Genomic DNA, 21,625 nt, shown 5'->3' on the forward strand with positions numbered 1-21,625 from the left:
GCCCCACCCCGGTTGAGGCAGGGCATGAAGCCACTCCTCAGCGTCGTCGTCCCGGTCCACAACGTCGAGGACTTCCTCGGGGCGTGCCTGCGATCGGTGGCCGGACAGACCCTCGACGCGATCGAGGTGGTGCTCGTCGATGACGGCTCGACGGACGGCAGCCGCCGTATCGCGGAGGAGTTCGCGGCACGGGACAGCCGCTTCCGCTTCGTGCACCAGCCCAACGCGGGGCTCAGCGCGGCCCGGAACACCGGGGTCCGCCACACCACTCCCGGCGTCCCGTACCTGGCGTTCGCCGACAGCGACGACATCGTCGTGCACGACGCCTACGAACGGATGCTGGCCTCCCTGGAGTCGACCGGCTCCGACCTGGTGACGGGCAATGTGTGGCGGCTCGACGAGCGGGGGCGGCAGCAGGCCTGGCAGTACCGCTGGCTGACGGGCACCCACCGCCGTACCCACATCACCCGCGATCCGCGCCTGCTCGCGGACCGGGTCGCCTGGAACAAGGTCTTCCGGCGCTCGTTCTGGGACCGGCACTCGTTCGCCTTCCCCGAGGGGAGGCTCTACGAGGACACCCCGGTGATGATCCCGGCGCACCACCTCGCCCGGTCCGCCGACGTCCTGCACGAGCATGTCTACTACTGGCGGGTGCGGGAGGGATCGATCACCCGGCGGCGTACGGACGTGCAGGGCGTACGGGACCGGATCGCCGCGTGCGAACAGGTCAGCGCGTTCCTGGCGGGCCGGGACCCGGCGCAGCGGCGGGCGTACGACACGTCCTGTCTGCGCGACGACTTCGTGTACTTCATGGACGGGCTGCCGATGGGCGGCACGGCCTACCGCACGGCGTTCCTGGCGGACGCGGGCGCCTTCCTGGACCGGGCCGGGGACGGTGTCCTGGACGGGCTGCCGGTGGAGCTGCGCATCAAGTGGCGGCTGGTACGGGAACGCCGGCTGGACGAGCTGCTGGCCGTCCTCGCCTTCGAGCGGACGAACGGCGCGGGAACGTTCGCGGTCGAGGGGCCGCCGGGGCGGCGGCGGGCGGTGTTCCCCGGTGTCGACGGCGCGAGCGCCCGGCTGTCCCGTACCGATCTGCCCGCCGTGGCACGACTGTCGGACGCGTCCTGGGGCGAGGACGGGAAGCTCCGGCTGCGCGGGTACGCGTACATCCGCAACCTCGCGGCGGGGGCGGCGCGGCACTCGCTCAAGGTGGGGATGGTGCGCTCGGCCGAAGGCCGGCGGCTGCGGACCGTGCCCGTACGGTCCGTCCCGATGCCCGGGGCGACCGTCGACTCGGGGCAGGAGCCGCACTGTTACGACCACTCCGGCTTCGAGATGGTCCTCGACCCGCACCGGCTGCGGGCGGGCAGCTGGCTGGTGGGGATCGTGGTCGCCGGTCATGGTGTGGCCCGCCGCGTGGCCGTGCGCGCCGTGGACGCCGCCGCCGCGCAGCCCCTGGTCCACGACCTGGGCGGGGGGCGGCGGGCGGTGCTCGGCTACCTGGGCGGCCGCCTCGTGCTGACCGTGTCGCAGGTGCCCGCGCTGGCCGAGGCTCACGACGGCAACGGAAGCGAAAACGGAAACGGAGGCGGAGGGACCGTTGAGGTGACCGGCCGGGTGTACGGGGCGGCCCGCCCGGCCACCCTGCTCCTGACCCGTGACGGGGCGGCGGAAGGCCCCGGGGCGGAGTGGACCTGTCCGGTGGTGTGCGGGGACGGCGGGGGCGAGGGGGACGGCGGGGTCGAGGGCGGTGCGGAGGGCGGCGCGGTCTTCTCGGCGCGCATTCCCCTGGCGGAACTCGCCGCCGTACCGCCCGCCCCGCACCTGGCCCCCATCGAGGTCGAACCGGAATCCGGTGTGCGCTGGCGGGCCCGGCTGGTCATGGCCGACGGAACGCGGGCCCCGCTGGCCGCCGCCCCGGACCTGCCGCCTCCGGTCCTCGCCGACGCGGCGGGCGAGCTGGTGGTGGACGTGAACGGGCAGCCGTTCGCGGACGGGGCGGAGTGGGCGGAGGGCGGCGGGCTGCGCATCACGGGAACGGCAGCAAGGGCGGGGGCGGCAGCAGGGACGGCGGCGGGGGCGGAATCCGGTCCCGGGACCGGGACCAAGACCGGGACCGGGACCGGTGACTCCCTCACGCTCCGCCACGAGACCCTGCGCGAGACGGTGACCCTACCCATGGAGCGCCGGGCGGGCCGCTTCACCGCGCTGATCCCCGGCTCTCTCCCGGAAGGCCGGTGGGACCTGTACCTCCACGACACCCCGGTCCGCGTCCTCGCCTCCCTCGCCGCCCGTCTCCCCCTCCGGAACGACAAGCGGAACGAGAACCGGAACGAGAACCGGAACGAGAGCGGGAAGGAGACCGTGAACGGGAGTCGGCACCAGAACCGGCACGCAGAGCCGGTGCTCGACCGGCGGCACGGCGACCGGCTGACCGTGTACATCGGCCCGTCCCTCGCCCCCGCCGAGCGGGGCGCGTACCGCCAGCGCCGTCTGCGCACCACGCACTACCGGGACCGGCGCACGCTCCCGCTCCGCGACGCCGTCCTCTACGCGGGCGGCGACTCCCCCCGTGCCGTCCACGCCGAGCTGGTGCGCCGCTCCACCGACACCGAGCACCTCTACGTCACCGGCACCGTCCCCGGGCGCGCCGCACCCGTACCGCCCGCCGCGCGCCCGGTCCTCGCGCACAGCGCCGACTGGTACGAGGCGCTGGCGCGGGCCCGGCGGATCGTCACCGACGAACAGCTGCCCGCCTGGTTCGAGCGCCGCCCGGGACAGACCGTTGTCCAGACCTGGCACGGCACCCCGCTCGGCCGCTTCGGCACCGGCCTGACGGACACCCTCTACGCCGACCATCACGACCTCGCCACCCTGCCGCACCGCTCGTCCCAGTGGTCCGTGCTGGTCTCCCCCAGCCGTTTCGCCACGCCCCTGCTGCGCCGCTCACTGGCGTACGGGGGCGAGGTGCTGGAGGCCGGCTCACCCGCGAACGACCTGCTCCTCTCGCCCGACCGCGACAAGACCGCCGAGCGGGTCAGGCGCGGCCTCGGTATCCCGGACGGACACCGCGTGGTGCTGTACGCGCCGACGTACCGCGACCAGCTGGCCCATGCGCCGGGCGCACTCCCCGCGCACTCCCCCGCCCTGTACCGCTGGGACCCCGCGCTGGACGCGCACGGCCTCGCGCGGTCGCTCGGCGGCGGCCACACGGTGCTGGTCCGCAGGCATCCCCGGGTGACCGGCGGCGTGCCGCAGGGGCCCGCCGTGCTCGACGTCTCCGGGCACCCGGACACCGCCGAGCTGCTGCTGATCGCCGATGTCCTGGTCACGGACTACGCGGGCCTGGTGTTCGACTACGCGCTCACCGGCCGCCCGATGCTCTTCCACACCTACGACCTGGAGCACTACCGCGACACCGTCCGCGGTTTCTGTCTGGACTTCGAGACCAGGGCCCCGGGTCCGCTGCTCGTCACGACACAGGAGGTCGCCCTGGCGCTGCGGGACACCGGGGCGCTCACCGCCCGGCACGCGGACGCGTACGAGAGCTTCCGGCGCGACTTCTGCGACCTGGACGACGGCGGGGCGGCGGGCCGGGTCGCGGACCGGCTGCTCACCGACGACGACTGACAACATCTGACAGCTGACAGCGACTGACGACAGCTGACGGCGACGGCGACGCCCACGCTGACCCACGTGGATCAGGGTCTGTGCCGAGCAGGTGGTCCGTGCCGATCAGGTGTTCTTGAGCGCGGCGACCGCCGACGCGGCCAGATCGTCCAGATACCCCTTGGGCAGGTCACCGCGGACCACGGCCAGCCGCCAGTAGAGCGGACCGACGATCTGGTCCAGGGCCCGGCCCGGATCGCTGCCCTCCGGCAGTTCGCCGCGGGCCACCGCCGCCCGGACGACGACCGCGGCGACGCCCTGCTGGGGGTCGAGCAGGGCGGCCTTGATCGCGTCCGAGATCTCCGGATTGCGTGCCGCCTCGACGAGCAGGTCCGGGATCACCTGCGAGGCGAGGGGGTGGCGCAGCGCGTACGCGGCCAGTTCGAGCACGGCTCGCACATCCCCGTGCAGCGAACCGGTGGCCGGGGCCGGCATGCCCTGGACCGCGACTGCCGAGACCAGGTCCAGGACGAGGTGGAGCTTGGACTTCCAGCGGCGGTAGACGGCGGTCTTGCCGACGCCCGCCCGCCGGGCGATGCCCTCGATGGACATCCGGGCGAATCCCGAGGCGGCCAGTTCCTCGAAGACGGCGGCGCGGATGGCGTCGGTCACGTCCTCTCGCAGCACGGCGGCGCCTGCCGGGGCGCGGCGGCGGGATCCCCGTTCAGTGGTCATGGCCGAATGATAGTCCGTAACGACGAAACGGTTGCGTTGCGACGTCGGAGCGTCCTACTCTCAGCGTTGCGACGATACGGTTCCGTCCCGTCGATCGGGATGTGTCGTCCCGACCCCTCCCCACCCCTCCCGAGCCCCGCCGTCCGACGTTCCTCCCGGACGTTTCACCCCCCTCCGTCGAAAGCGATCGTGGTGAGCCAGACAGCAGCTCCACCGCCCCCGGTGGACACCGCACCCGCACCCACCGCACCCACCTCCCCCCAGCCGCCCGTCTACGCCCCGGGCGAGCTGGCCGCGCTGGCCGCCCGGCACGGGCTGACCGTCAGCGGGGCCCGGCCGTCGCTGGGCGCGTACATCCGGCAGCTCTGGGGGCGCCGGCACTTCATCACGGCGTTCGCCACCGCCAAGCTGACCGCGCAGTACAGCCAGGCGAAGCTCGGCCAGATCTGGCAGATCATGACCCCGCTGCTGAACGCGACGGTCTACTACTTCATCTTCGGCGTCCTGATGAACACGAAGCACGGCGTCGCCGACTTCGTCCCGTTCCTGGTCACCGGCGTCTTCATCTGGACCTTCACCAGCAGCTCGATCACGGCGGGCACCCGGGCCATCAGCGGCAACATCGGCCTGGTCCGGGCCCTGCACTTCCCGCGCGCCTCGCTGCCCGTGGCGCTGGCCCTGCAACAGCTCCAGCAGCTGCTCTTCTCGATGGGCGCGCTGTTCCTGATCCTGCTCGTCTTCGGCCAGTACCCGCGGCCCTCCTGGCTGCTGGCGGTCCCCGCGCTGATGCTGCAGGCCGTGTTCAACACCGGCGTGTCGATGGCCGTGGCGCGGCTCACCGCCAAGACCCCGGACATCGCGCAGCTGACCCCGTTCGTGCTGCGCACGTGGATGTACTCCTCGGGCGTCATGTGGAGCCTGGACAGCCTGCTCAAGGGCGACCGGGTCCCGCACTTCGTGATGGTGGCGCTGGAGTACAACCCGGCGGCCGTCTACATCGACCTGATGCGCTACGCGCTCATCGACAGCTTCGCCCGCGACCAGCTGCCCCCGCACGTCTGGGCGGTCGCGGCGGGCTGGGCCCTCCTGTGCGGCGTGGCCGGATTCGTGTACTTCTGGCAGGCGGAGGAGCAGTACGGACGTGGCTGAGACATCCAGCGCGACCAGCGCACGCGAAGCATCCGGCGCAGGCCCCGGCGCACCCGGCCCGACCGGCGCACCCACAACCCCCGGCGCACCCGACACCCGGGTCCCCACCGTCGTCGTCGACGGGGTCCACATCACCTACAAGGTCCACGGGGCCCGTACCGGGCGGGGCAGCGCGACCTCGGCCCTGAGCCGGCTCACCTCGCGCCGGCAGAACCCCGGCGTACGCGAGGTGCACGCCGTGAAGGGGGTCAGCTTCGCCGCGTACAAGGGTGAGGCCATCGGCCTGATCGGCTCCAACGGATCGGGAAAGTCGACGCTCCTGAAGGCCATCGCGGGGCTGCTGCCGCCGAGCGAGGGCCACGTCCACACCCAGGGACAGCCGTCGCTGCTCGGTGTGAACGCCGCGCTGATGAGCGATCTGACCGGCGAGCGCAATGTCGTGCTCGGCGGGCTCGCGATGGGCATGACGCGCCGGCAGATCCGCGAGCGCTACGACCGGATCGTGGACTTCTCCGGCATCAACGAGAAGGGCGACTTCATCACCCTGCCGATGCGGACGTACTCCTCCGGCATGGGGGCCCGCCTGCGGTTCTCCATCGCCGCCGCCAAGAGCCACGACGTGCTGCTGATCGACGAGGCGCTGTCCACGGGTGACGCGCGATTCCGGCGCCGCAGCAAGGACCGGATCAGGGAACTCCGCGAGGAGGCCGGCACGGTCTTCCTGGTCAGCCACAGCAACAAGTCGATCACCGAGACCTGCGACCGGGCGCTCTGGCTGGAGGCGGGAACGCTGCGCATGGACGGTCCGGCGAAGGAGGTGGTGGCCGCCTACGAGCGGTTCACCAAGAAGAAGTAACCGGGCCCGTACGGCGGTCGGGGACGAGCCGGTACCCGCACTCGTCCCCGACCGCCTACGGCATCGGCCCTACGCGTGTGTGCGCAGCAGCGTCCGCATGGTCCGCATCGCCACCGACAGGTTCGCCAGGTCGAACGCGTCCGAGCTCTGGATCTCCTCCAGCGTGGCCCGCGAACGGGTCAGGATCGCGGCGTTCTTCTCCTCCCACGCCCTGAACCGCTCCTCCGGCGTCGAGGTCCCGTTGCCCACGCCCAGCACGTCGGCCGTCAGCGCGGCGTGCGCGGCGTACAGGTCCTCGCGGATGGAGGCGCGGGCCATGGACTGCCAGCGGTCGGCCCGCGGCAGCTCGATGATCCGGTCCATCAGCTGGGTGATCCGCAGCCGGTCGGCGAGGTCGTAGTACACCTCGGCGACGGCCAGCGGGGCCTTGCCCGTCCGTTCCGCGATCGCCACGATGTCCAGCGCCGGGAAGGCGGAGGAGAACCCGGCGACCCGGGTCGCCAGTTCGTCCGGGACCCCCACCGAGGTGAGTTCGTCCAGGATCGACCGGTACCAGTCGAGGTCGGCGCCCATGAGCAGCTTGGGCAGCTCGTTCCAGACCTGCTCGACCCCGTCCCCGAAGAAGGAGATGGTCTCCGCGATCTGGACCGGCTGCGGCCGGTTGCCCAGGAGCCAGCGCGAACCGCGCTCGACCAGCCGGCGCGAGTGGAGCCGGATACGGGTCTGGACATCGGCCGCGACCTGGTTGTCGAGCGCCTCCACGGCGTCCCACACCTGCGCCAGGCCGAAGATCTCCCGGGCCGCCGCCTGCGCCCGCACGATCTCCTCGATCGAGGCGCCGGTCTCCTCCCGCAGCCGGTGCAGGAAGGTCGAGCCGCCGGTGTTCACGGTGTCGTTGACCAGGACGGTCGTGATGATCTCGCGCCGCAGGGCGTGCCCGTCCACCGCTTCGGGGAAACGCTCGTGCAGCCCCTCCGGGAAGTACGCGTGCAGGAGCTTCTGCAGATGCGGGTCGTCCGGCAGGCTGGTGGAGATCAGCTCGTCGGCGGCCGTGATCTTGGTGTACGCGAGCAGGACGGCCAGCTCGGGCTGGCTCAGCCCCTTGCCGCCGTTGAGGAGCTCGCGGATCTGCCGGTCGTTCGGCAGGAACTCCAGCGCCCGGTCCAGGTGCCCGTCGCGGCCCAGCCTGCGCATGAAGCGCTGGTGGGCGTGGAGCAGGGACGGGGACTGGGCGGTGGCGTTGGCGAGCGCGGTGTTCTGCGCGTAGTTGTTGCGCAGCACCAGCCGGCCGACCTCGTCGGTCATCTCGGAGAGCAGCTTGTTGCGCTGCTTGACGGTCATGTCGCCGTCCCGGACCAGACCGTTGAGCAGAATCTTGATGTTCACCTCGTGGTCGGAGGTGTCCACACCGGCGCTGTTGTCGATCGCGTCGGTGTTGATCCGGCCGCCGGTGCGGGCGAACTCGATCCGGCCGAGCTGGGTGGCCCCGAGGTTGCCGCCCTCGCCGACGACCTTGGCGCGCAGGTCCTCGCCGTTGACCCGGACCGGGTCGTTGGCCTTGTCGCCGACGTCGGTGTTCGACTCCGACGACGCCTTGATGTACGTGCCGATGCCGCCGTTCCACACGAGGTCGACGGGGGCCTTGAGGATGGTCTGCATCAGCTCGGCGGGCGTCATCTTGGCGATGCCCGCGTCGATGCCGAGCGCCTCGCGGATGTGCGCGTTGAGCGGGATCGACTTCGCGGTACGGGGGTGGACACCGCCGCCCGCGGAGAGCAGGTCCGTGCTGTAGTCGGCCCAGGAGCTGCGCGGCAGGTCGAACAGCCTGCGCCGCTCCGCGTACGAGGTGGCGGCGTCCGGCTTCGGGTCGAGGAAGATGTGCCGGTGGTCGAAGGCCGCGACCAGCCGGATGTGCTCGGAGAGCAGCATGCCGTTGCCGAAGACGTCACCGGACATGTCGCCGACCCCGACGACGGTGAAGTCCTCGGTCTGGGTGTCGTGGCCCAGCTCGCGGAAGTGGCGCTTGACGGACTCCCAGGCGCCGCGGGCGGTGATGCCCATGCCCTTGTGGTCGTAGCCGACGGAGCCGCCGGAGGCGAAGGCGTCGCCGAGCCAGAAACCGTAGGCGACGGCGATCTCGTTGGCGATGTCGGAGAAGCTCGCGGTGCCCTTGTCGGCGGCGACGACGAGGTAGGTGTCCGCCTCGTCGTGCCGGACGACGTCGACGGGCGGCACGACCTCGCCGGCCACCATGTTGTCGGTGATGTCGAGCAGTGCCGAGATGAACGTCCGGTACGAGGCGATGCCCTCGGCCAGCCAGGCGTCACGGTCCAGCGCCGGGTCCGGGAGCTGCTTGGCGACGAAGCCGCCCTTGGCGCCGACCGGCACGATGACGGTGTTCTTCACCATCTGCGCCTTGACCAGGCCGAGGATCTCCGTACGGAAGTCCTCGCGCCGGTCCGACCAGCGCAGCCCGCCGCGGGCGACCTTGCCGAAGCGCAGGTGGACGCCCTCGACGCGCGGCGAGTACACCCAGATCTCGAACGCCGGACGGGGCGCGGGCAGGTCCGGGATGGCCTGCGGGTCGAACTTCATCGAGACGTAGGCGTGCGGCCTGCCGCTGTCCGCCTTCTGGAAGAAGTTGGTGCGCAGGGTCGCCTTGATCACGGTGAGGAAGGACCGCAGGATCCGGTCCTCGTCGAGCGAGGCGACCTGGTCCAGGGCCCCTTCGAGCTCTTCGAGGAGCCCGTCGGTCAGCTCCGTACCCGCTCGCTGGCGCTCGGGGGACATCCGGGCCTCGAAGAGGGAGACCAGCAGCCGGGTGGTGTGGACGTTGGTACGGAGAGTGCTCTCCATGTAGTCCTGGCTGAAGGTCGCCCCGGCCTGGCGCAGGTACTTCGCGTAGGCGCGCAGCACCATCGCCTGCCGCCAGTTCAGCCCGGCGCCGAGCACGAGGGCGTTGAAGCCGTCGTTCTCGGCCTCGCCCTTCCACACGGCGGCGAAGGCGTCCTGGAACCGGTCGCGGGCGTCGTCGGCCAGGTAGCCGCCGTTGCCCGTGGACGTCGGCATCCGCAGCCCGAAGTCATAGATCCAGGCGTGGGTGCGGTCGGCGCAGCGCAGCTCGTACGGCCGCTCGTCGACGACCTCGACGCCGAGCTGCTGAAGGGCCGGCAGGACGGCGGACAGGGACACCTGCTCGCCGGTCCGGTAGATCTTGAAGCGGCGCTCACCGGGGCCTGCGCCGACGGGCTCGTACAGGCTGAGGGCGAAGTCCTTCTCGTCCTGCTTGAGCGCTTCGAGGTGGACCAGGTCGGCCACGGCGGCGCGCGGCGAGTGGTCGGCCTTGTAGCCCTCGGGGAACGAGTGCCCGTACTGGCGCAGCAGCTCGGCGGCACGCTCCTCGCCGCATTCGGCGTTCAGCGCCTCCTGGAAGCCGTCGGCCCAGGAGCGGGCGGCCTCCACGAGCCGGCCCTCGATACGGTCGGCGTCGGCATCGGTGAGGTGCGGCAGCTCGGTGCCCGGGGGCACCCGGATGACGAAGTGGAGCCGGGAGAGGATCGACTCGGTGTTCCAGGCGGTGAAGTCGACGCTGGTGCCGCCCAGCTCCTCCTTGAGAATGTCGATCAGCCGGAGCCGTACAGCGGTGGTGTAGCGGTCGCGCGGCAGGTAGACGATCGCGGAGTAGTAGCGGCCGTACTCGTCCTGGCGCAGGTACAGCCGCAGCCGACGGCGCTCCTGGAGGTAGAGCACGGACGTGACGACGGAGCGCAGCTGGTCGACGGGCGTCTGGAAGAGCTCGTCGCGCGGGTAGGTCTCCAGGATCTGGAGCAGGTCGCGGCCGTCGTGGCTGTTGTACGTGAAGCCCGCGCCCTCCAGCACCTCGGCGACCTTGCGGCGGATGACGGGCACCCGGCGCACGGACTCGGTGTAGGCGGCGGACGAGAACAGCCCGAGGAAGCGGCGCTCGCCGATGACGTTGCCCTCGGCGTCGAACTTCTTCACCCCGACGTAGTCGAGGTAGCTGGGGCGGTGGACGGTCGCCCGGCTGTTGGCCTTCGTCAGGACGAGGAGCTTGTGCTCACGGGCCTTGGCGCGGGCGTCGGCGGGCAGCCGGTCGAAGGACGGGCTGACCGGGTGCGCCTCGTCCTCGGTGTGCTGCGGGTCGGAGCGCAGGATGCCGAGGCCGGTGCCGGGCACGGCGGCCAGCGAGTCGGAGTCCCTCAGCTCGTACTCGCGGTAGCCGAGGAAGGTGAAGTGGTCGGCGGCCAGCCAGCGCAGCAGCTCGCGGGCCTCGTCGACCTCCTCGTCGGCCAGGTCGTCCAGCGGCTCGCCGGGAAGGTCGTCGGCGATCCGCAGGGCGGCGTCGCGCATCTTCTCCCAGTCCTCGACGGTCTCCCGTACGTCGGACAGGACACGGAGCAGATCGGCGGTGATCTGCTTCAGGTCGGCGCGGTCGGTCTCGCGGTCGATCTCGACGTGGATCCAGGACTCGACGAGCGCGTCGTGCGGCAGCTCCGCCTTGTCGTCCTTGGCCCCCTTGGCGTTCTTGCGGCCCTGCGGGTTCGTCGCGACACCGCGGCCCTCGGTGAGGACCTCGATGAGCTTGCCGGTGAGGTCACGGCGGACGATGACCTGCGGGTGGATCACGACATGGATGCCGCGGCCCTGGCGGGACAGCTCATTGGTGACGGAGTCGACCAGGAAGGGCATGTCGTCGGTGACGACCTCGACGACGGAGTGACTGGAGGTCCAGCCGTTCTCCTCGACGGTCGGGGTGTGCACCCGGACGTTCGCCGTGCCCTGGGGACGGTTCTCGGCCAGCCGGTAGTGGGAGGACGCGGCGCCGAAGACATCGACCGGGTCCCGCCCGCTGATGTCCTCCGGAGCGGTGTGGAGGTAGTAGCGCTGGAGATAGGAGAGCAGCATGTCCCGGGCCGGGCGCTCGCCCTGGCCTGCCTCGTCCCCGGTGCCGGCCGCGGCGGCGCGCACCCTGGGGGTACCCCCCGGCCCACCGGCACCACCACCCGGGCTGTTGTCAGCTACCTCGGCGGCCCGTGCGAGCAGCTCGGCCTTGGCTTCGTCCAGCTTGGTCTGCATGTCCTCTGGCTCCTGTCGCGCGCCGTTGCGTGACGTAGGTGAAAAAGACGGCGTAACGCCACGACGCGGGGTATCCGGTCTGGGACGACGCTATGCCGCTATGAGAGATGTCCGGGACCTTATTGGCCATTTTCGGCAGCGGGTCCGGGCCAGGGGCGGTGCAGCGGGTCGCGGCCGTGGCCCCGGCCCGCGCGCATTCCCCGGGGAGATCGCGGATCGCCCGGGTGCGGTGGCACTCCGGGCGCAGGCCGGGGGCTTCGCTGCCCCCGAGGCATATCGCGCTGATCACGGGACAAGGCTATCTCCCTCGCACCCACAACCGTCATGGGCTGTATGTGTACAAAAGAAGGCCGCGAACTTTGACACTCTGGACAGTGCGTCGCGCGCCCTCTTGGCGAAGCCGGTACGGCGGGGCAGGCTGGCGGGCCGTAGGACCCACCGCCCTTCCGGTACGCCGACGCCTGGGAGCCCCGCCATGGCACAGAAGATCCTGCTCGTCACCGGCGACGCCGCCGAGTCCCTGGAAGTCCTGTACCCGTACCAGCGGCTGCGCGAGGAGGGGTACGAGGTCGACATCGCGGCCCCCGAGCGCAAGACGCTGCGTTTCGTGGTCCATGACTTCGAGCCGGGCTTCGACACCTACACGGAGAAGCCGGGCTACACCTGGCCGGCCGATCTGGCCTTCTCCGAGGTCGACCCCAGCGCCTACGTCGCTCTGGTGGTCCCGGGCGGCCGGGCCCCCGAGTACCTGCGCAACAACGCCGAGCTGCGCAAGATCGTCAGCGCGTTCTTCGACGGCGACCGGCCGGTGGCCCAGATCTGCCACGGCCCGCTCATCACGGCCACGACGGGTGGCCTCAGCGGCCGCAGGGTCACCGCGTACCCCGCGCTGGAGCCGGACATGCAGACCGCGGGGGCCACGTTCCAGGACGCGGAGGCGGTCGTGGACGGCACCCTCGTCTCGTCCAGGGCGTGGCCGGACCACTCGGCCTGGATGCGTGAGTTCCTGAAGGTGCTCCGCGCGACCTCGGGATCGCCCGACGGCACGTCCGGCAGCCCGTCCGGCAGCTGAGCCGGACGGCGCGTCCGCGGCCGAGGGGCCGGGCGGACCGAGGCGGAAACACCGCGCCGCCGACCCGCACGCCCGCCCGCGGCGCGGCCTGCGCCGCGGCCCGGAAGCCCGCGCCGAGCCGGCGCGGGCCGCCCGGCCCGGCGCTTCCCTCAGCCCGTGAACACCTCGGCCAGCGCCACGGCCTCCGCCAGGCTGTCCACCACCGGCACCCCCGCCGCCTCCAGGCTGCCCCGGCTGTGCGAGCCCCCGGTGTAGAGCACCGCCCGCGCACCGACGTGCGCCGCGGCCACGGCGTCGTCCACCGCGTCCCCGATGACGACCGAGTGCTCGGGGGATATCCCGTCCAGCGCCGCGAAGTGCCGCTCCATGTGCTGCGCCTTGCTGCCGCCGGACGGCCCCGTGCGCCCGTCGACGCGTACGAAGCGGCTCTCGATGCCGTACCCCCGGACCACGGGGACCAGCTGCTCATGCCCGTACATGCTCAGCAGCGACTGGCTGCGGCCCGCGCCCTGCCACCGGGCGAGCAGCTCCTCGACGCCCTCGGTGAGGCCGCAGCCGGGCCGCCGCTGCGCGTAGTAGCGGTGGAAGCTGCCGTCCATCCGCTCCCACTCGGCCCGGGTGGGCAGCCGGCCCAGGAACCGCTCGTAGAAACGGGGTATCGGGACGCAGTACATCTCGCGGTACTGCGCCAGCGTGATCGGCTCCAGCTCGACCTCGGCGAACGCGGCGTTCGTCGCGTGGATCACGGCGTGGATGTCGTCGAGCAGCGTGCCGTTCCAGTCCCAGACCAGATGCGTACGGTTCTTCCCCTGTGTCCCCATACGGAAAAACGGTACTCGCCCGGCAGGACACTCACGCGATGAGGTGAGGAATCTCCTGGATGCCGAACCACAGCAGCTCATGGTCCTCGGCGCCGTCCACGGTGAACTGCGCGTCGTCGTCACCGAGGTCCGCCGCCCCCAGCGCCGCCGCGGCGGCCGCCACGTCCTTCTCGGCGTCATCGGCGTCCACATGCACCGCGGCCGCCTTGGCGAGCGCCAGGGCGGAGGCGATCCGCACCTCGCCGAGGGACGACCCGTCCAGGCTGTGATCGGGGTCGGCGACCGCGTGCCCGTCCGGTACGTCGACGGCGACGACGACCCGTCGGCGGGGCTCCCCGGGCATGCCCGCGATCATCCGGAGCGAGGCGGCGGCGGCCCGGCTGAGCGCCGCGTACTCCAGCTCCTCGATGTCGTCGGAGACGTACCACTCACGCAGTTGGGGGGTCACCGCGTAGGCGGTCAGCGGTCCGGGCCCGACCTCGCCCGCCCGGTGCGCCGCTGCGAGCCCGGAAAGGGTCAGGGGGACGTACACGCGCATGGCAGGCCGCTTTCGTAGTCGGAAACGCCTTCAGGATACGTGGACGTCCCCTTTCGGGTTCCGGTGATCGACCCCGCCCGTCCACCGGTAACCGTGCGTCACCCCCGTCACAGGCCTTGCGGCCCAAGGCATGTGCCACTGATGGGTGAACCCACCGGGTGCGCGGCGGTGCCGCGGGGGCCCTTGCGGTGCTGCCGACCGTCCCCGTAGAAGGACCCCAGCAGAAGTTACTGCCCGGTATTCGGCCGGGCCCGGGTTCACGGGGGCGATGAGCATGAGCACGGACAACAGGCGGCCCACCGGCCGGCGCGACCAGCGCAGGCCCGGCCGCGTACCGCCGCAGCGGACCCCGCAACGGCCCCGGCAGCCACCGCGTCCGCACCAGTGGTTCGCGGAACGCCTGCTCGCGGTCCTCAGCGGCCAGCGTCCGGTGCACTGGATGCTCGGCCACACCATCGGCGAGGCCTACGACCAGCTCGCCGAGCTCGCCCCGGACACCCCGCTGAGGGCCGCCCGGGGCAGCCGCCCGGTCGTACGCCGCTGCTACGGCGCCCAGCCCGCGACCGGCGTCGTCGAGGCGTTCGCGAGCATCGCGGCGGGAGACAGGGTCAGGGCCATGGCCTTCCGCCTGGAACAGGGCACCGACCTCCGCTGGCGCTGTGCGGCGGTGGAACTGGAACCGTCGGGCCGGGCCGTCCGCTGAGCACGCGCCACGGCCGCGTGCCGCACCCTTTGCCCCTGCCCCCGGCCGCGCACAGGACCCCCGCACCGCACGGGACCCGTCGCCCCCGGACACGGCCGGGGCCGGACACCACAAGGTGCCCGGCCCCGGCCGTACCGCGCGGAGATGCGGCGCGGGCCGCCGTACGGACTTCCGTACCGGCGGCCCACGCCCCCGCGCTACTTCTTGCGCCGACGCCCTCCGGTGCCGCCGCCCTTCTGCGCCTTGCGCCGCTCCGCACGCGTCATGCCGTCCGCCTCGGAGCGCGCGCCGTCACCGTTGGCGAAGTCGCCCTCGACGACGCCGCCCTCCCCGTCCACCGTGGGAGCGGAGAAGTGCAGCCGGTCCGGCCGCTGCGGAGCGTCCAGGCCCTTGGCCCGGATCTCCGGACGGGAGGCGGCCGCGGCGGGCTCGCCCTCCTTGGCGAGCGAGGTCCGCTCGGCACCGTCCTGCACCGGAACCTCTTCGACCTGCTGCTCGACCTGGACCTCCAGGTTGAACAGGTAGCCGACGGACTCCTCCTTGATGCCCTCCATCATGGCGTTGAACATGTCGAAGCCCTCGCGCTGGTACTCCACCAGCGGGTCCTTCTGCGCCATGGCCCGCAGGCCGATGCCCTCCTGGAGGTAGTCCATCTCGTAGAGGTGCTCGCGCCACTTGCGGTCCAGGACGGACAGCACCACGCGCCGCTCCAGCTCACGCATGATCTCGGAGCCGAGCGTCTTCTCGCGCTCCTCGTACTGCTCGTGGATGTCGTCCTTGACGGACTCCGCGATGAACTCCGCCGTGACACCGGCCAGGTCCCCGGCGGCCTGCTCCAGCTCCACGACGGTGGCCTTCACCGGGTAGAGCTGCTTGAAGGCGCCCCACAGCCGGTCGAGGTCCCACTCCTCGGCGAAGCCCTCGGCGGTCTCCTGCCGGATGTAGTCGTCGATCGTGTCGTCCATGAAGTGACGGATCTGGTCCTGGAGGTCCTCGCCCTCCAGGACGCGGCGGCGCTCACCGTAGATGACCTCGCGCTGCCGGTTGAGCACCTCGTCGTACTTCAGGACGTTCTTGCGCGTCTCGAAGTTCTGCTGCTCGACCTGCGACTGTGCCGAGGCGATGGCCCGCGTGACCATCTTGTTCTCGATCGGCACATCGTCGGGCACATTGGCCATCGACATGACGCGCTCGACCATCTGGGCCTTGAACAGGCGCATCAGGTCATCGCCCAGCGACAGGTAGAAGCGGGACTCGCCCGGGTCGCCCTGACGGCCGGAACGACCGCGCAGCTGGTTGTCGATACGGCGCGACTCGTGCCGCTCGGTGCCCAGCACATAGAGCCCGCCGAGGTCCTTGACCTCTTCGAACTCCGCCTTCACGGCCTGCTCGGCCTTCTCCAGCGCGGCGGGCAGCGCGGCCGCCCACTCCTCGACGTGCTCGACCGGGTCCAGACCGCGCTGGCGCAGCTCGGCCTCGGCGAGGTCGTCCGGGTTGCCGCCGAGCTTGATGTCGGTGCCCCGGCCGGCCATGTTCGTGGCGACGGTGACCGCACCCTTGCGGCCCGCCTGGGCGACGATCGTCGCCTCCCGGTCGTGCTGCTTGGCGTTGAGGACCTCGTGCTGCACCCCGCGCTTGGAGAGCTGCTGCGAGAGGTACTCGGACTTCTCGACCGAGGTGGTGCCGACCAGGATCGGCTGGCCCTTCTCGTGCTTCTCGGCGATGTCGTCGACGACCGCGGCGAACTTGGCGACCTCGGTGCGGTAGATCAGGTCGGACTGGTCGGCACGGACCATCGGCCGGTTCGTCGGGATCGGCACGACGCCCAGCTTGTAGATCTGGTGGAACTCGGCGGCCTCGGTCATCGCCGTACCGGTCATGCCGGAGAGCTTGCCGTAGAGGCGGAAGAAGTTCTGCAGGGTGATCGTGGCGAGGGTCTGGTTCTCGTCCTTGATGTCCACCCCTTCCTTCGCCTCGATCGCCTGGTGCATGCCCTCGTTGTAGCGGCGGCCGGCGAGGATACGGCCGGTGTGCTCATCGACGATCATGACTTCGCCGTCGATGACGACGTAGTCCTTGTCCTTCTTGAAGAGTTCCTTGGCCTTGATGGCGTTGTTGAGATACCCGACGAGGGGCGTGTTCACCGACTCGTAGAGGTTCTCGATGCCGAGCCAGTCCTCGACCTTCGCGACACCGGGCTCGTGGATCGCGACGGTCCGCTTCTTCTCGTCGACCTCGTAGTCGCCGGTCTCCTCGATCCCCTTCAACGGGTTGCCCGCCTCGCCCCGGGTGAGGCGCGTGACCAGCTTGGCGAAGTCGCCGTACCACTTGGTGGCCTGGTCCGCGGGGCCGGAGATGATCAGCGGCGTACGGGCCTCGTCGACGAGGATCGAGTCGACCTCGTCGACGATCGCGAAGTTGTGACCGCGCTGGACGAGCTCGTCCTGCGACCAGGCCATGTTGTCGCGGAGGTAGTCGAAGCCGAACTCGTTGTTCGTGCCGTACGTGATGTCGCAGGCGTACTGCTCACGGCGCTGCGCCGGGGTCATGTTGGCGATGATGCAGCCGACCTGGAGGCCCAGGAACTTGTGCACCCGGCCCATCATCTCGGAGTCACGCTCGGCCAGGTAGTCATTGACCGTGATCAGGTGCACGCCCTTGCCGGAGAGCGCGTTGAGATACGCGGGCAGGGTGCCGACGAGGGTCTTGCCCTCACCGGTCTTCATCTCGGCCACATAGCCGAGGTGCAGGGCGGCTCCGCCCATCATCTGAACGTCGTAGTGGCGCTGTCCGAGGACACGCTTGGCGGCCTCACGGACCGTCGCGAAGGCTTCGGGAAGCAGGTCGTCCAGGCTCTCGCCGTCCGCGTACCGTTCCTTGTACTCGTCGGTGAGCGCCCGCAGCTCGGCGTCGGAGAGGTTGACGAAGTCCTCTTCGATGGAGCTGACCTGGTCCGCGATGCGGTGCAGTTTGCGCAGGATCTTGCCTTCGCCTGCACGCATGAGCTTGTTGAAGACGGACACTGAGGCTGGTCTCCTTGCCGGTCGGGCCTGGCACTGGGTCGTGTAATGGACTCTGGCGCGGGCACGGCAGGTGGGCCCCACCGCAACGGCCATCGTAAGCGAGGACCCCACCGCGTCGGGAGGGCTGCTGTCGCGTGGACCTCGCAGCACCCCCACAGAACAACGGCCGGAAGGCACGGAAGGTGCCGGGAAGCCCCAAAAGTGCTCGCGCCGCGCGGGCCGGCTCACCAGAATCCATGCATGGAGCCGATCACCCTCACCACCGAACGCCTGCTGCTGCGACCCTTCGGGCCCGGGGACACGGACCGGGTGTTCGCCGCCTGCCAGGACCCGGACATCCAGCGCTGGACGGTCATCCCCTCCCCCTACCGGCGCGCGGACGCGGAGCTCTTCACCGGGACGCTCTCGCCGACCGGCTGGCGGGACGACTCGATGTACAACTTCGCGGTGGTCCTGCGGGAGGGCGGAGCGCTCGTCGGCGCGCTCGGCATCGACCGCCGCAACCTGCCGGGCACGTACGAGGTCGGCTTCTGGATCGCCCGGGAACACCGCAGGCACGGCTATGTGACCGAGGCGGTGCTCGGCTCGGCCCGCTGGGCGTTCACCTCCCTCGGCGCGGACCGGCTGGAGTGGCGGGCCGAGGTCGGCAACATCCCCTCCCGCGCGTCCGCGCTGCGGGCCGGATTCCGGATGGAGTGCGCGCAGCGGTCCGCGCTCCTGAACAAAGGGGTACGGCGCGACGCCTGGATCGCCGCGCTGCTGCCCAGCGACCTGGGCCTGCCCGGCACCCACCCGTACCTGCCCGCGGACCGCTGACGGAACCGCCGCCCGCCAGGCACCGGCCACCGGCCGCACGGCCCGAACCGGTGGTACGGAGCCGATCACCGGATCCCGTCATGGTTGTCGGTGCCGCCCCTTAGGGTCGACGCATGACGCCCGCGACGCCGCCCCCCGCAGTCGAACTCTCCGCCGACCAGGCCCGCCGGATCGCGCTGCGCGCCCAGGGATTCCTCGGCGCTCCGGACCGCCGTGCCGGGGTGCCCGGCGTGCTGCGCCATCTCGGGGCCGTACAGCTCGACACGATCTCGGTCCTGGCCCGCTCGCACGAGCTCATTCCGTACGCCCGTCTCGGCGCCGTCGGCCGGCGCACGGTGGAGGAGGCCTACTGGTCGGGCGGGCGGGCCTTCGAGTACTGGTCGCACGCCGCGTGCATCCTGCCCGTCGAGGAGTGGCCGCACTTCGCGTTCCGCCGCCGCGCCTACCGCGCCCGTCCGCACTGGCACCACGACCTGCCGGACGGCGCGTACGACACGGTGATCAAGCAGCTGCGCGCCGAGGGCCCGCTGACGGCGACCGAGCTGGGCGGCGCGAAGAACGGCGGCGAGTGGTGGGACTGGTCGGCGTCGAAGGTCGCGGTGGAGCGGGCCCTGATGTACGGCGAGGTGGTGTGCACCGAGCGGCGCGGCTGGAAGCGGGTCTACGACCTCGCCGAGCGGGCGATCCCGGACACCGTGCTCCACGACGACCTGACCGATACGGAGTGCAGACGCCGTCTGGTGGCGCTGGCGGGCAGGTCGCTGGGGGTCGGCACCCGGGCGGACATCGCGGACTACCACCGGCTCAAGGGCGAGGAGTTCGACGCCGTGGTGGCGGACTCGGGGCTGGTGCCGGTGTCGGTGGAGGGCTGGGCGAAGCCTGCCTGGGCGGACCCGGAGGCGCTGGCCTCGGAGCCGCGCGGACGGCACCGTACGACGCTGCTGTCACCGTTCGACTCCCTGGTCTGGGAGCGTGCGCGCACGGAGCGGATCTTCGGCTTCACGCACCGCCTGGAGGCGTACGTCCCCAAGCCCAAGCGGGTCCACGGCTACTTCGCGATGCCGTTGCTGGCGGGCGGGAAGCTGCAGGGCCGGGTCGACCCGGCGCGCGAGGGCGGCACGCTGATCGCCCGGCAGGTGTCCCTGATGGGCCGCAAGGCCGTGGCGCCGATGGCGGAGGCACTCGTGGGGGCGGCGTCCTGGGTCGGCTGCACCACCGTCCGGCTGGACCGCGTCGATGCCCCGGAGCTGCGTGAACCGCTCATGGCGGAAATCGCCCAGGCACTGTCGCGGGCATTCCGCTGACGGCCGCGGACATTCCACCGACGGCCCCGGACAGTCGCGCCGGTGGCCGGGGGCTTCGCGGAACTCCTACCTGATCTCCAGGATCTTCTCCCGCATGGCATAGACCACGGCTTCCATCCGGGAGTGCAGCTGGAGCTTCTCCAGAATATTGCGGACGTGGTTCTTCACCGTGTTCTCGGAAATGAACAGCTCCTTGGCGATATCCCGGTTGTTCATGCCCGTCGCCACGAGTTTCAGGACTTCGAGCTCACGCTCGGTGAGCCGGGGCGCCGGAACGAGTCTGCGCTCGTCGGTGCGCTGAATCATCGATTTGAACTCGGTGAGGAGCTTGGAGGCCATCGACGGGCTGATCTGGGACTGTCCGTCGGCGACCGCGCGGATGGCCGTGGCCACCTCGTCGGTGGAGATCTCCTTGAGGAGATAGCCCGTGGCACCCGCCTTGATCGCGTCGTAGAGGTCGGCCTCCTCGTCGCTGATCGTCAGCATGATGATCTTCGCGCTGGGAGCCACCTCCTTGATCGAGGTGCAGGCCTCGATACCGCCCCGCTTGGGCATCCGCACATCCATCAGCACGATGTCCGGCAGCAGGTCCGCCGCCTTGTCGACGGCCTCCGCCCCGTCCCCGGCCTCGCCGACGACCTGGATGTCCTCCTCGTGCGCGAGGACGATCTCCAGACCCCTGCGGAACAGCGCGTGGTCATCGACCACGAGGACCCGGATGGGCTCCTTGCGGGAGCCCCCGCCCATGTCCGCACCGGCATGCGGGCCGGTGTGCACGCCGGCATCACTCACATCGCGCACGGGCCCGAAGGTGTCCGCCATCGTTCCTCCCCCTGAAAGCCACGGCCTGAAGTCTCGAACGGTCCGCCAACGGCAGTTCACGGAACACCGATTGGCCTGGGACGGCCATGCTTTCATGTCCGGGCGCCGGAGCGGTGATCCTGAGGTCTCACGCGGGTGCCCCTGGGGGCGCACAGACGCTCCAGGGGCACCACGAGGGGTGCGGCGTCAGCCGCCGAGCGCGCCACCCGCGCCGCCCGCCTCATCGGCGGCGAGCGGGTCGGTCCTCAGGTGGATGACACCGTAGTCGTAGGCGTGTCGCCGGTAGACGACGCTGGGCTCCTTGCTCTCCGAGTCGACGAACAGGTAGAAGTCGTGCCCGACCAGCTCCATCTCGTAGAGCGCCTGGTCGAGCGTCATCGGTGCTGCGACGTGCGTCTTCTCGCGCATCACCAGCGGTCCCTCGCCCTGTACCTCGAGCGAACCGATCCTGGTGGTGGGCACGGACGGTGACGATTCCTCGCCGGCGAGGACGCCGTCCCCGTTGAACGAGGCGGCACCCGGCACTACCTCGCCGACCTCGGCGGCCGACAACCGGCCGCTGCCACGACGGCTGTTGCGCTTGTCGTGCTGCTTGCGCAGCCGCGCCTCCAGCTTGCCGGTGGCCAGGTCAAGCGCTGCGTAAGGGTCGCCTGCTGCCGCTTCCGCCCGGATGACCGGCCCGCGGGAGCGGAGAGTGATCTCCACCCGGTCGGAACGGTCGGCCTGACGGGGATTCGGCTCCTTGGACACCTCGACGTCGAGGCTGATCACCTTGCCGTCGAACTTCTGGATCTTGTCCAGCTTCAGCTTCTCGGCCACGTGCTTGCGGAACCGCTCGGGCACCTCGGTCTTGCGGCCCTTGACGACGATGTCCACGCAGAACTCCGTTCCCGGATCGCTCCGCTGCGACGGCGGAGCATCTCCCTTTTGCACCAGGCCCCGGTGATCTCCGGGGCCTCGGACTGGGTGACGTACACCTCCTCCTCACCCGTCGATGAGGTCACCACCCCACCGACTTGCGTGCCACTGAACTACCGGTGAGTTGCCTGCCCGAAACCTGGCGGTGCATTCATCGAG

The 21,625-nt window shown here is 71.0% G+C and carries 14 protein-coding genes; 7 read left to right on the top strand and 7 right to left on the bottom strand.

Going from position 1 to position 21,625, the window contains the following annotated elements; genetic code table 11:
* Positions 1 to 24: 24 nt before the first annotated feature.
* The gene (locus ACIGJO_RS34340) at positions 25 to 3,633 is read left to right on the top strand and encodes a CDP-glycerol glycerophosphotransferase family protein (protein WP_399965071.1); all 3,609 of its coding nucleotides are present in this window, start codon (positions 25 to 27) and stop codon (positions 3,631 to 3,633) included.
* A 105-nt stretch (positions 3,634 to 3,738) separates the two neighbouring features.
* Here the strand turns inward: ACIGJO_RS34340 and ACIGJO_RS34345 are convergent, their stop codons facing one another.
* Positions 3,739 to 4,347, bottom strand: coding sequence for a TetR/AcrR family transcriptional regulator (locus ACIGJO_RS34345; protein WP_399965073.1), 609 nt, complete (start codon positions 4,345 to 4,347; stop codon positions 3,739 to 3,741).
* 189 nt (positions 4,348 to 4,536) lie between these two features.
* Between ACIGJO_RS34345 and ACIGJO_RS34350 the strand changes: the two genes are divergently transcribed.
* Together ACIGJO_RS34350 and ACIGJO_RS34355 are read left to right on the top strand one after the other, a co-directional pair.
* On the top strand, positions 4,537 to 5,496 hold the full coding sequence (locus ACIGJO_RS34350) for an ABC transporter permease (RefSeq protein ID WP_266931565.1): 960 nt from the start codon (positions 4,537 to 4,539) through the stop codon (positions 5,494 to 5,496).
* A gap of 130 nt (positions 5,497 to 5,626) precedes the next feature.
* Complete coding sequence (locus ACIGJO_RS34355; RefSeq protein WP_399965115.1) at positions 5,627 to 6,352, top strand: ABC transporter ATP-binding protein; 726 nt, start codon at positions 5,627 to 5,629, stop codon at positions 6,350 to 6,352.
* Positions 6,353 to 6,421: 69 nt separating this feature from the next.
* On the opposite strand, the gene ACIGJO_RS34360 is transcribed toward ACIGJO_RS34355, so the two are convergent.
* A complete protein-coding gene (locus tag ACIGJO_RS34360; protein ID WP_399965076.1) occupies positions 6,422 to 11,449 on the bottom strand; it encodes an NAD-glutamate dehydrogenase in 5,028 nt (1,675 codons plus the stop codon).
* 475 nt (positions 11,450 to 11,924) lie between these two features.
* On the opposite strand from ACIGJO_RS34360, the gene ACIGJO_RS34365 reads away from it, so the two are divergent.
* Positions 11,925 to 12,521, top strand: coding sequence for a DJ-1/PfpI family protein (locus ACIGJO_RS34365; RefSeq protein ID WP_399965078.1), 597 nt, complete (start codon positions 11,925 to 11,927; stop codon positions 12,519 to 12,521).
* Positions 12,522 to 12,670: 149 nt separating this feature from the next.
* Here ACIGJO_RS34365 and ACIGJO_RS34370 read toward each other — a convergent pair whose 3' ends face one another.
* The gene (locus ACIGJO_RS34370; RefSeq protein WP_399965080.1) at positions 12,671 to 13,342 is read right to left on the bottom strand and encodes an HAD family hydrolase; all 672 of its coding nucleotides are present in this window, start codon (positions 13,340 to 13,342) and stop codon (positions 12,671 to 12,673) included.
* A gap of 31 nt (positions 13,343 to 13,373) precedes the next feature.
* Positions 13,374 to 13,880 carry a DUF6912 family protein gene (locus ACIGJO_RS34375; RefSeq protein WP_399965083.1) on the bottom strand — a complete coding sequence of 169 codons (507 nt, stop codon included), beginning with the start codon at positions 13,878 to 13,880 and terminating at the stop codon, positions 13,374 to 13,376.
* Positions 13,881 to 14,154: 274 nt separating this feature from the next.
* Here ACIGJO_RS34375 and ACIGJO_RS34380 point away from each other — a divergent pair, with 274 nt between their 5' ends.
* Positions 14,155 to 14,583, top strand: a complete 429-nt coding sequence (locus ACIGJO_RS34380; RefSeq protein WP_399965085.1) for an Rv3235 family protein — start codon at positions 14,155 to 14,157, stop codon at positions 14,581 to 14,583.
* Positions 14,584 to 14,780: 197 nt separating this feature from the next.
* Here ACIGJO_RS34380 and secA read toward each other — a convergent pair whose 3' ends face one another.
* The gene (gene secA, locus ACIGJO_RS34385; RefSeq protein WP_399965087.1) at positions 14,781 to 17,606 is read right to left on the bottom strand and encodes a preprotein translocase subunit SecA; all 2,826 of its coding nucleotides are present in this window, start codon (positions 17,604 to 17,606) and stop codon (positions 14,781 to 14,783) included.
* A gap of 240 nt (positions 17,607 to 17,846) precedes the next feature.
* On the opposite strand from secA, the gene ACIGJO_RS34390 reads away from it, so the two are divergent.
* Positions 17,847 to 18,422 (top strand): GNAT family N-acetyltransferase, encoded by a 576-nt coding sequence (locus ACIGJO_RS34390; RefSeq protein WP_399965089.1) that lies wholly within the window; start codon positions 17,847 to 17,849, stop codon positions 18,420 to 18,422.
* A gap of 113 nt (positions 18,423 to 18,535) precedes the next feature.
* The gene (locus ACIGJO_RS34395) at positions 18,536 to 19,726 is read left to right on the top strand and encodes a winged helix-turn-helix domain-containing protein (protein WP_399965091.1); all 1,191 of its coding nucleotides are present in this window, start codon (positions 18,536 to 18,538) and stop codon (positions 19,724 to 19,726) included.
* A 66-nt stretch (positions 19,727 to 19,792) separates the two neighbouring features.
* Here ACIGJO_RS34395 and ACIGJO_RS34400 read toward each other — a convergent pair whose 3' ends face one another.
* On the bottom strand, positions 19,793 to 20,548 hold the full coding sequence (locus ACIGJO_RS34400; RefSeq protein ID WP_399965093.1) for a response regulator: 756 nt from the start codon (positions 20,546 to 20,548) through the stop codon (positions 19,793 to 19,795).
* A gap of 186 nt (positions 20,549 to 20,734) precedes the next feature.
* Entirely contained in the window at positions 20,735 to 21,424 is a 690-nt protein-coding gene (gene hpf / locus ACIGJO_RS34405; protein WP_399965096.1) for a ribosome hibernation-promoting factor, HPF/YfiA family, read from the bottom strand.
* Positions 21,425 to 21,625 lie beyond the last annotated feature (201 nt).

The sequence above is a fragment of the Streptomyces sp. NPDC079020 genome (assembly GCF_044542225.1).
Lineage (GTDB): Bacteria > Actinomycetota > Actinomycetes > Streptomycetales > Streptomycetaceae > Streptomyces.

Bases quoted from the DNA above. Each gene is read 5' to 3' on its own strand.
- ACIGJO_RS34340 (WP_399965071.1), top strand. From the start codon at position 25: ATGAAGCCACTCCTCAGCGTCGTCGTCCCGGTCCACAACGTCGAGGAC.
- ACIGJO_RS34345 (WP_399965073.1), bottom strand. From the start codon at position 4,347: ATGACCACTGAACGGGGATCCCGCCGCCGCGCCCCGGCAGGCGCCGCC.
- ACIGJO_RS34360 (WP_399965076.1), bottom strand. From the start codon at position 11,449: ATGCAGACCAAGCTGGACGAAGCCAAGGCCGAGCTGCTCGCACGGGCC.
- ACIGJO_RS34365 (WP_399965078.1), top strand. From the start codon at position 11,925: ATGGCACAGAAGATCCTGCTCGTCACCGGCGACGCCGCCGAGTCCCTG.
- ACIGJO_RS34370 (WP_399965080.1), bottom strand. From the start codon at position 13,342: ATGGGGACACAGGGGAAGAACCGTACGCATCTGGTCTGGGACTGGAAC.
- ACIGJO_RS34375 (WP_399965083.1), bottom strand. From the start codon at position 13,880: ATGCGCGTGTACGTCCCCCTGACCCTTTCCGGGCTCGCAGCGGCGCAC.
- ACIGJO_RS34380 (WP_399965085.1), top strand. From the start codon at position 14,155: ATGAGCACGGACAACAGGCGGCCCACCGGCCGGCGCGACCAGCGCAGG.
- ACIGJO_RS34390 (WP_399965089.1), top strand. From the start codon at position 17,847: ATGGAGCCGATCACCCTCACCACCGAACGCCTGCTGCTGCGACCCTTC.
- ACIGJO_RS34395 (WP_399965091.1), top strand. From the start codon at position 18,536: ATGACGCCCGCGACGCCGCCCCCCGCAGTCGAACTCTCCGCCGACCAG.
- ACIGJO_RS34400 (WP_399965093.1), bottom strand. From the start codon at position 20,548: ATGGCGGACACCTTCGGGCCCGTGCGCGATGTGAGTGATGCCGGCGTG.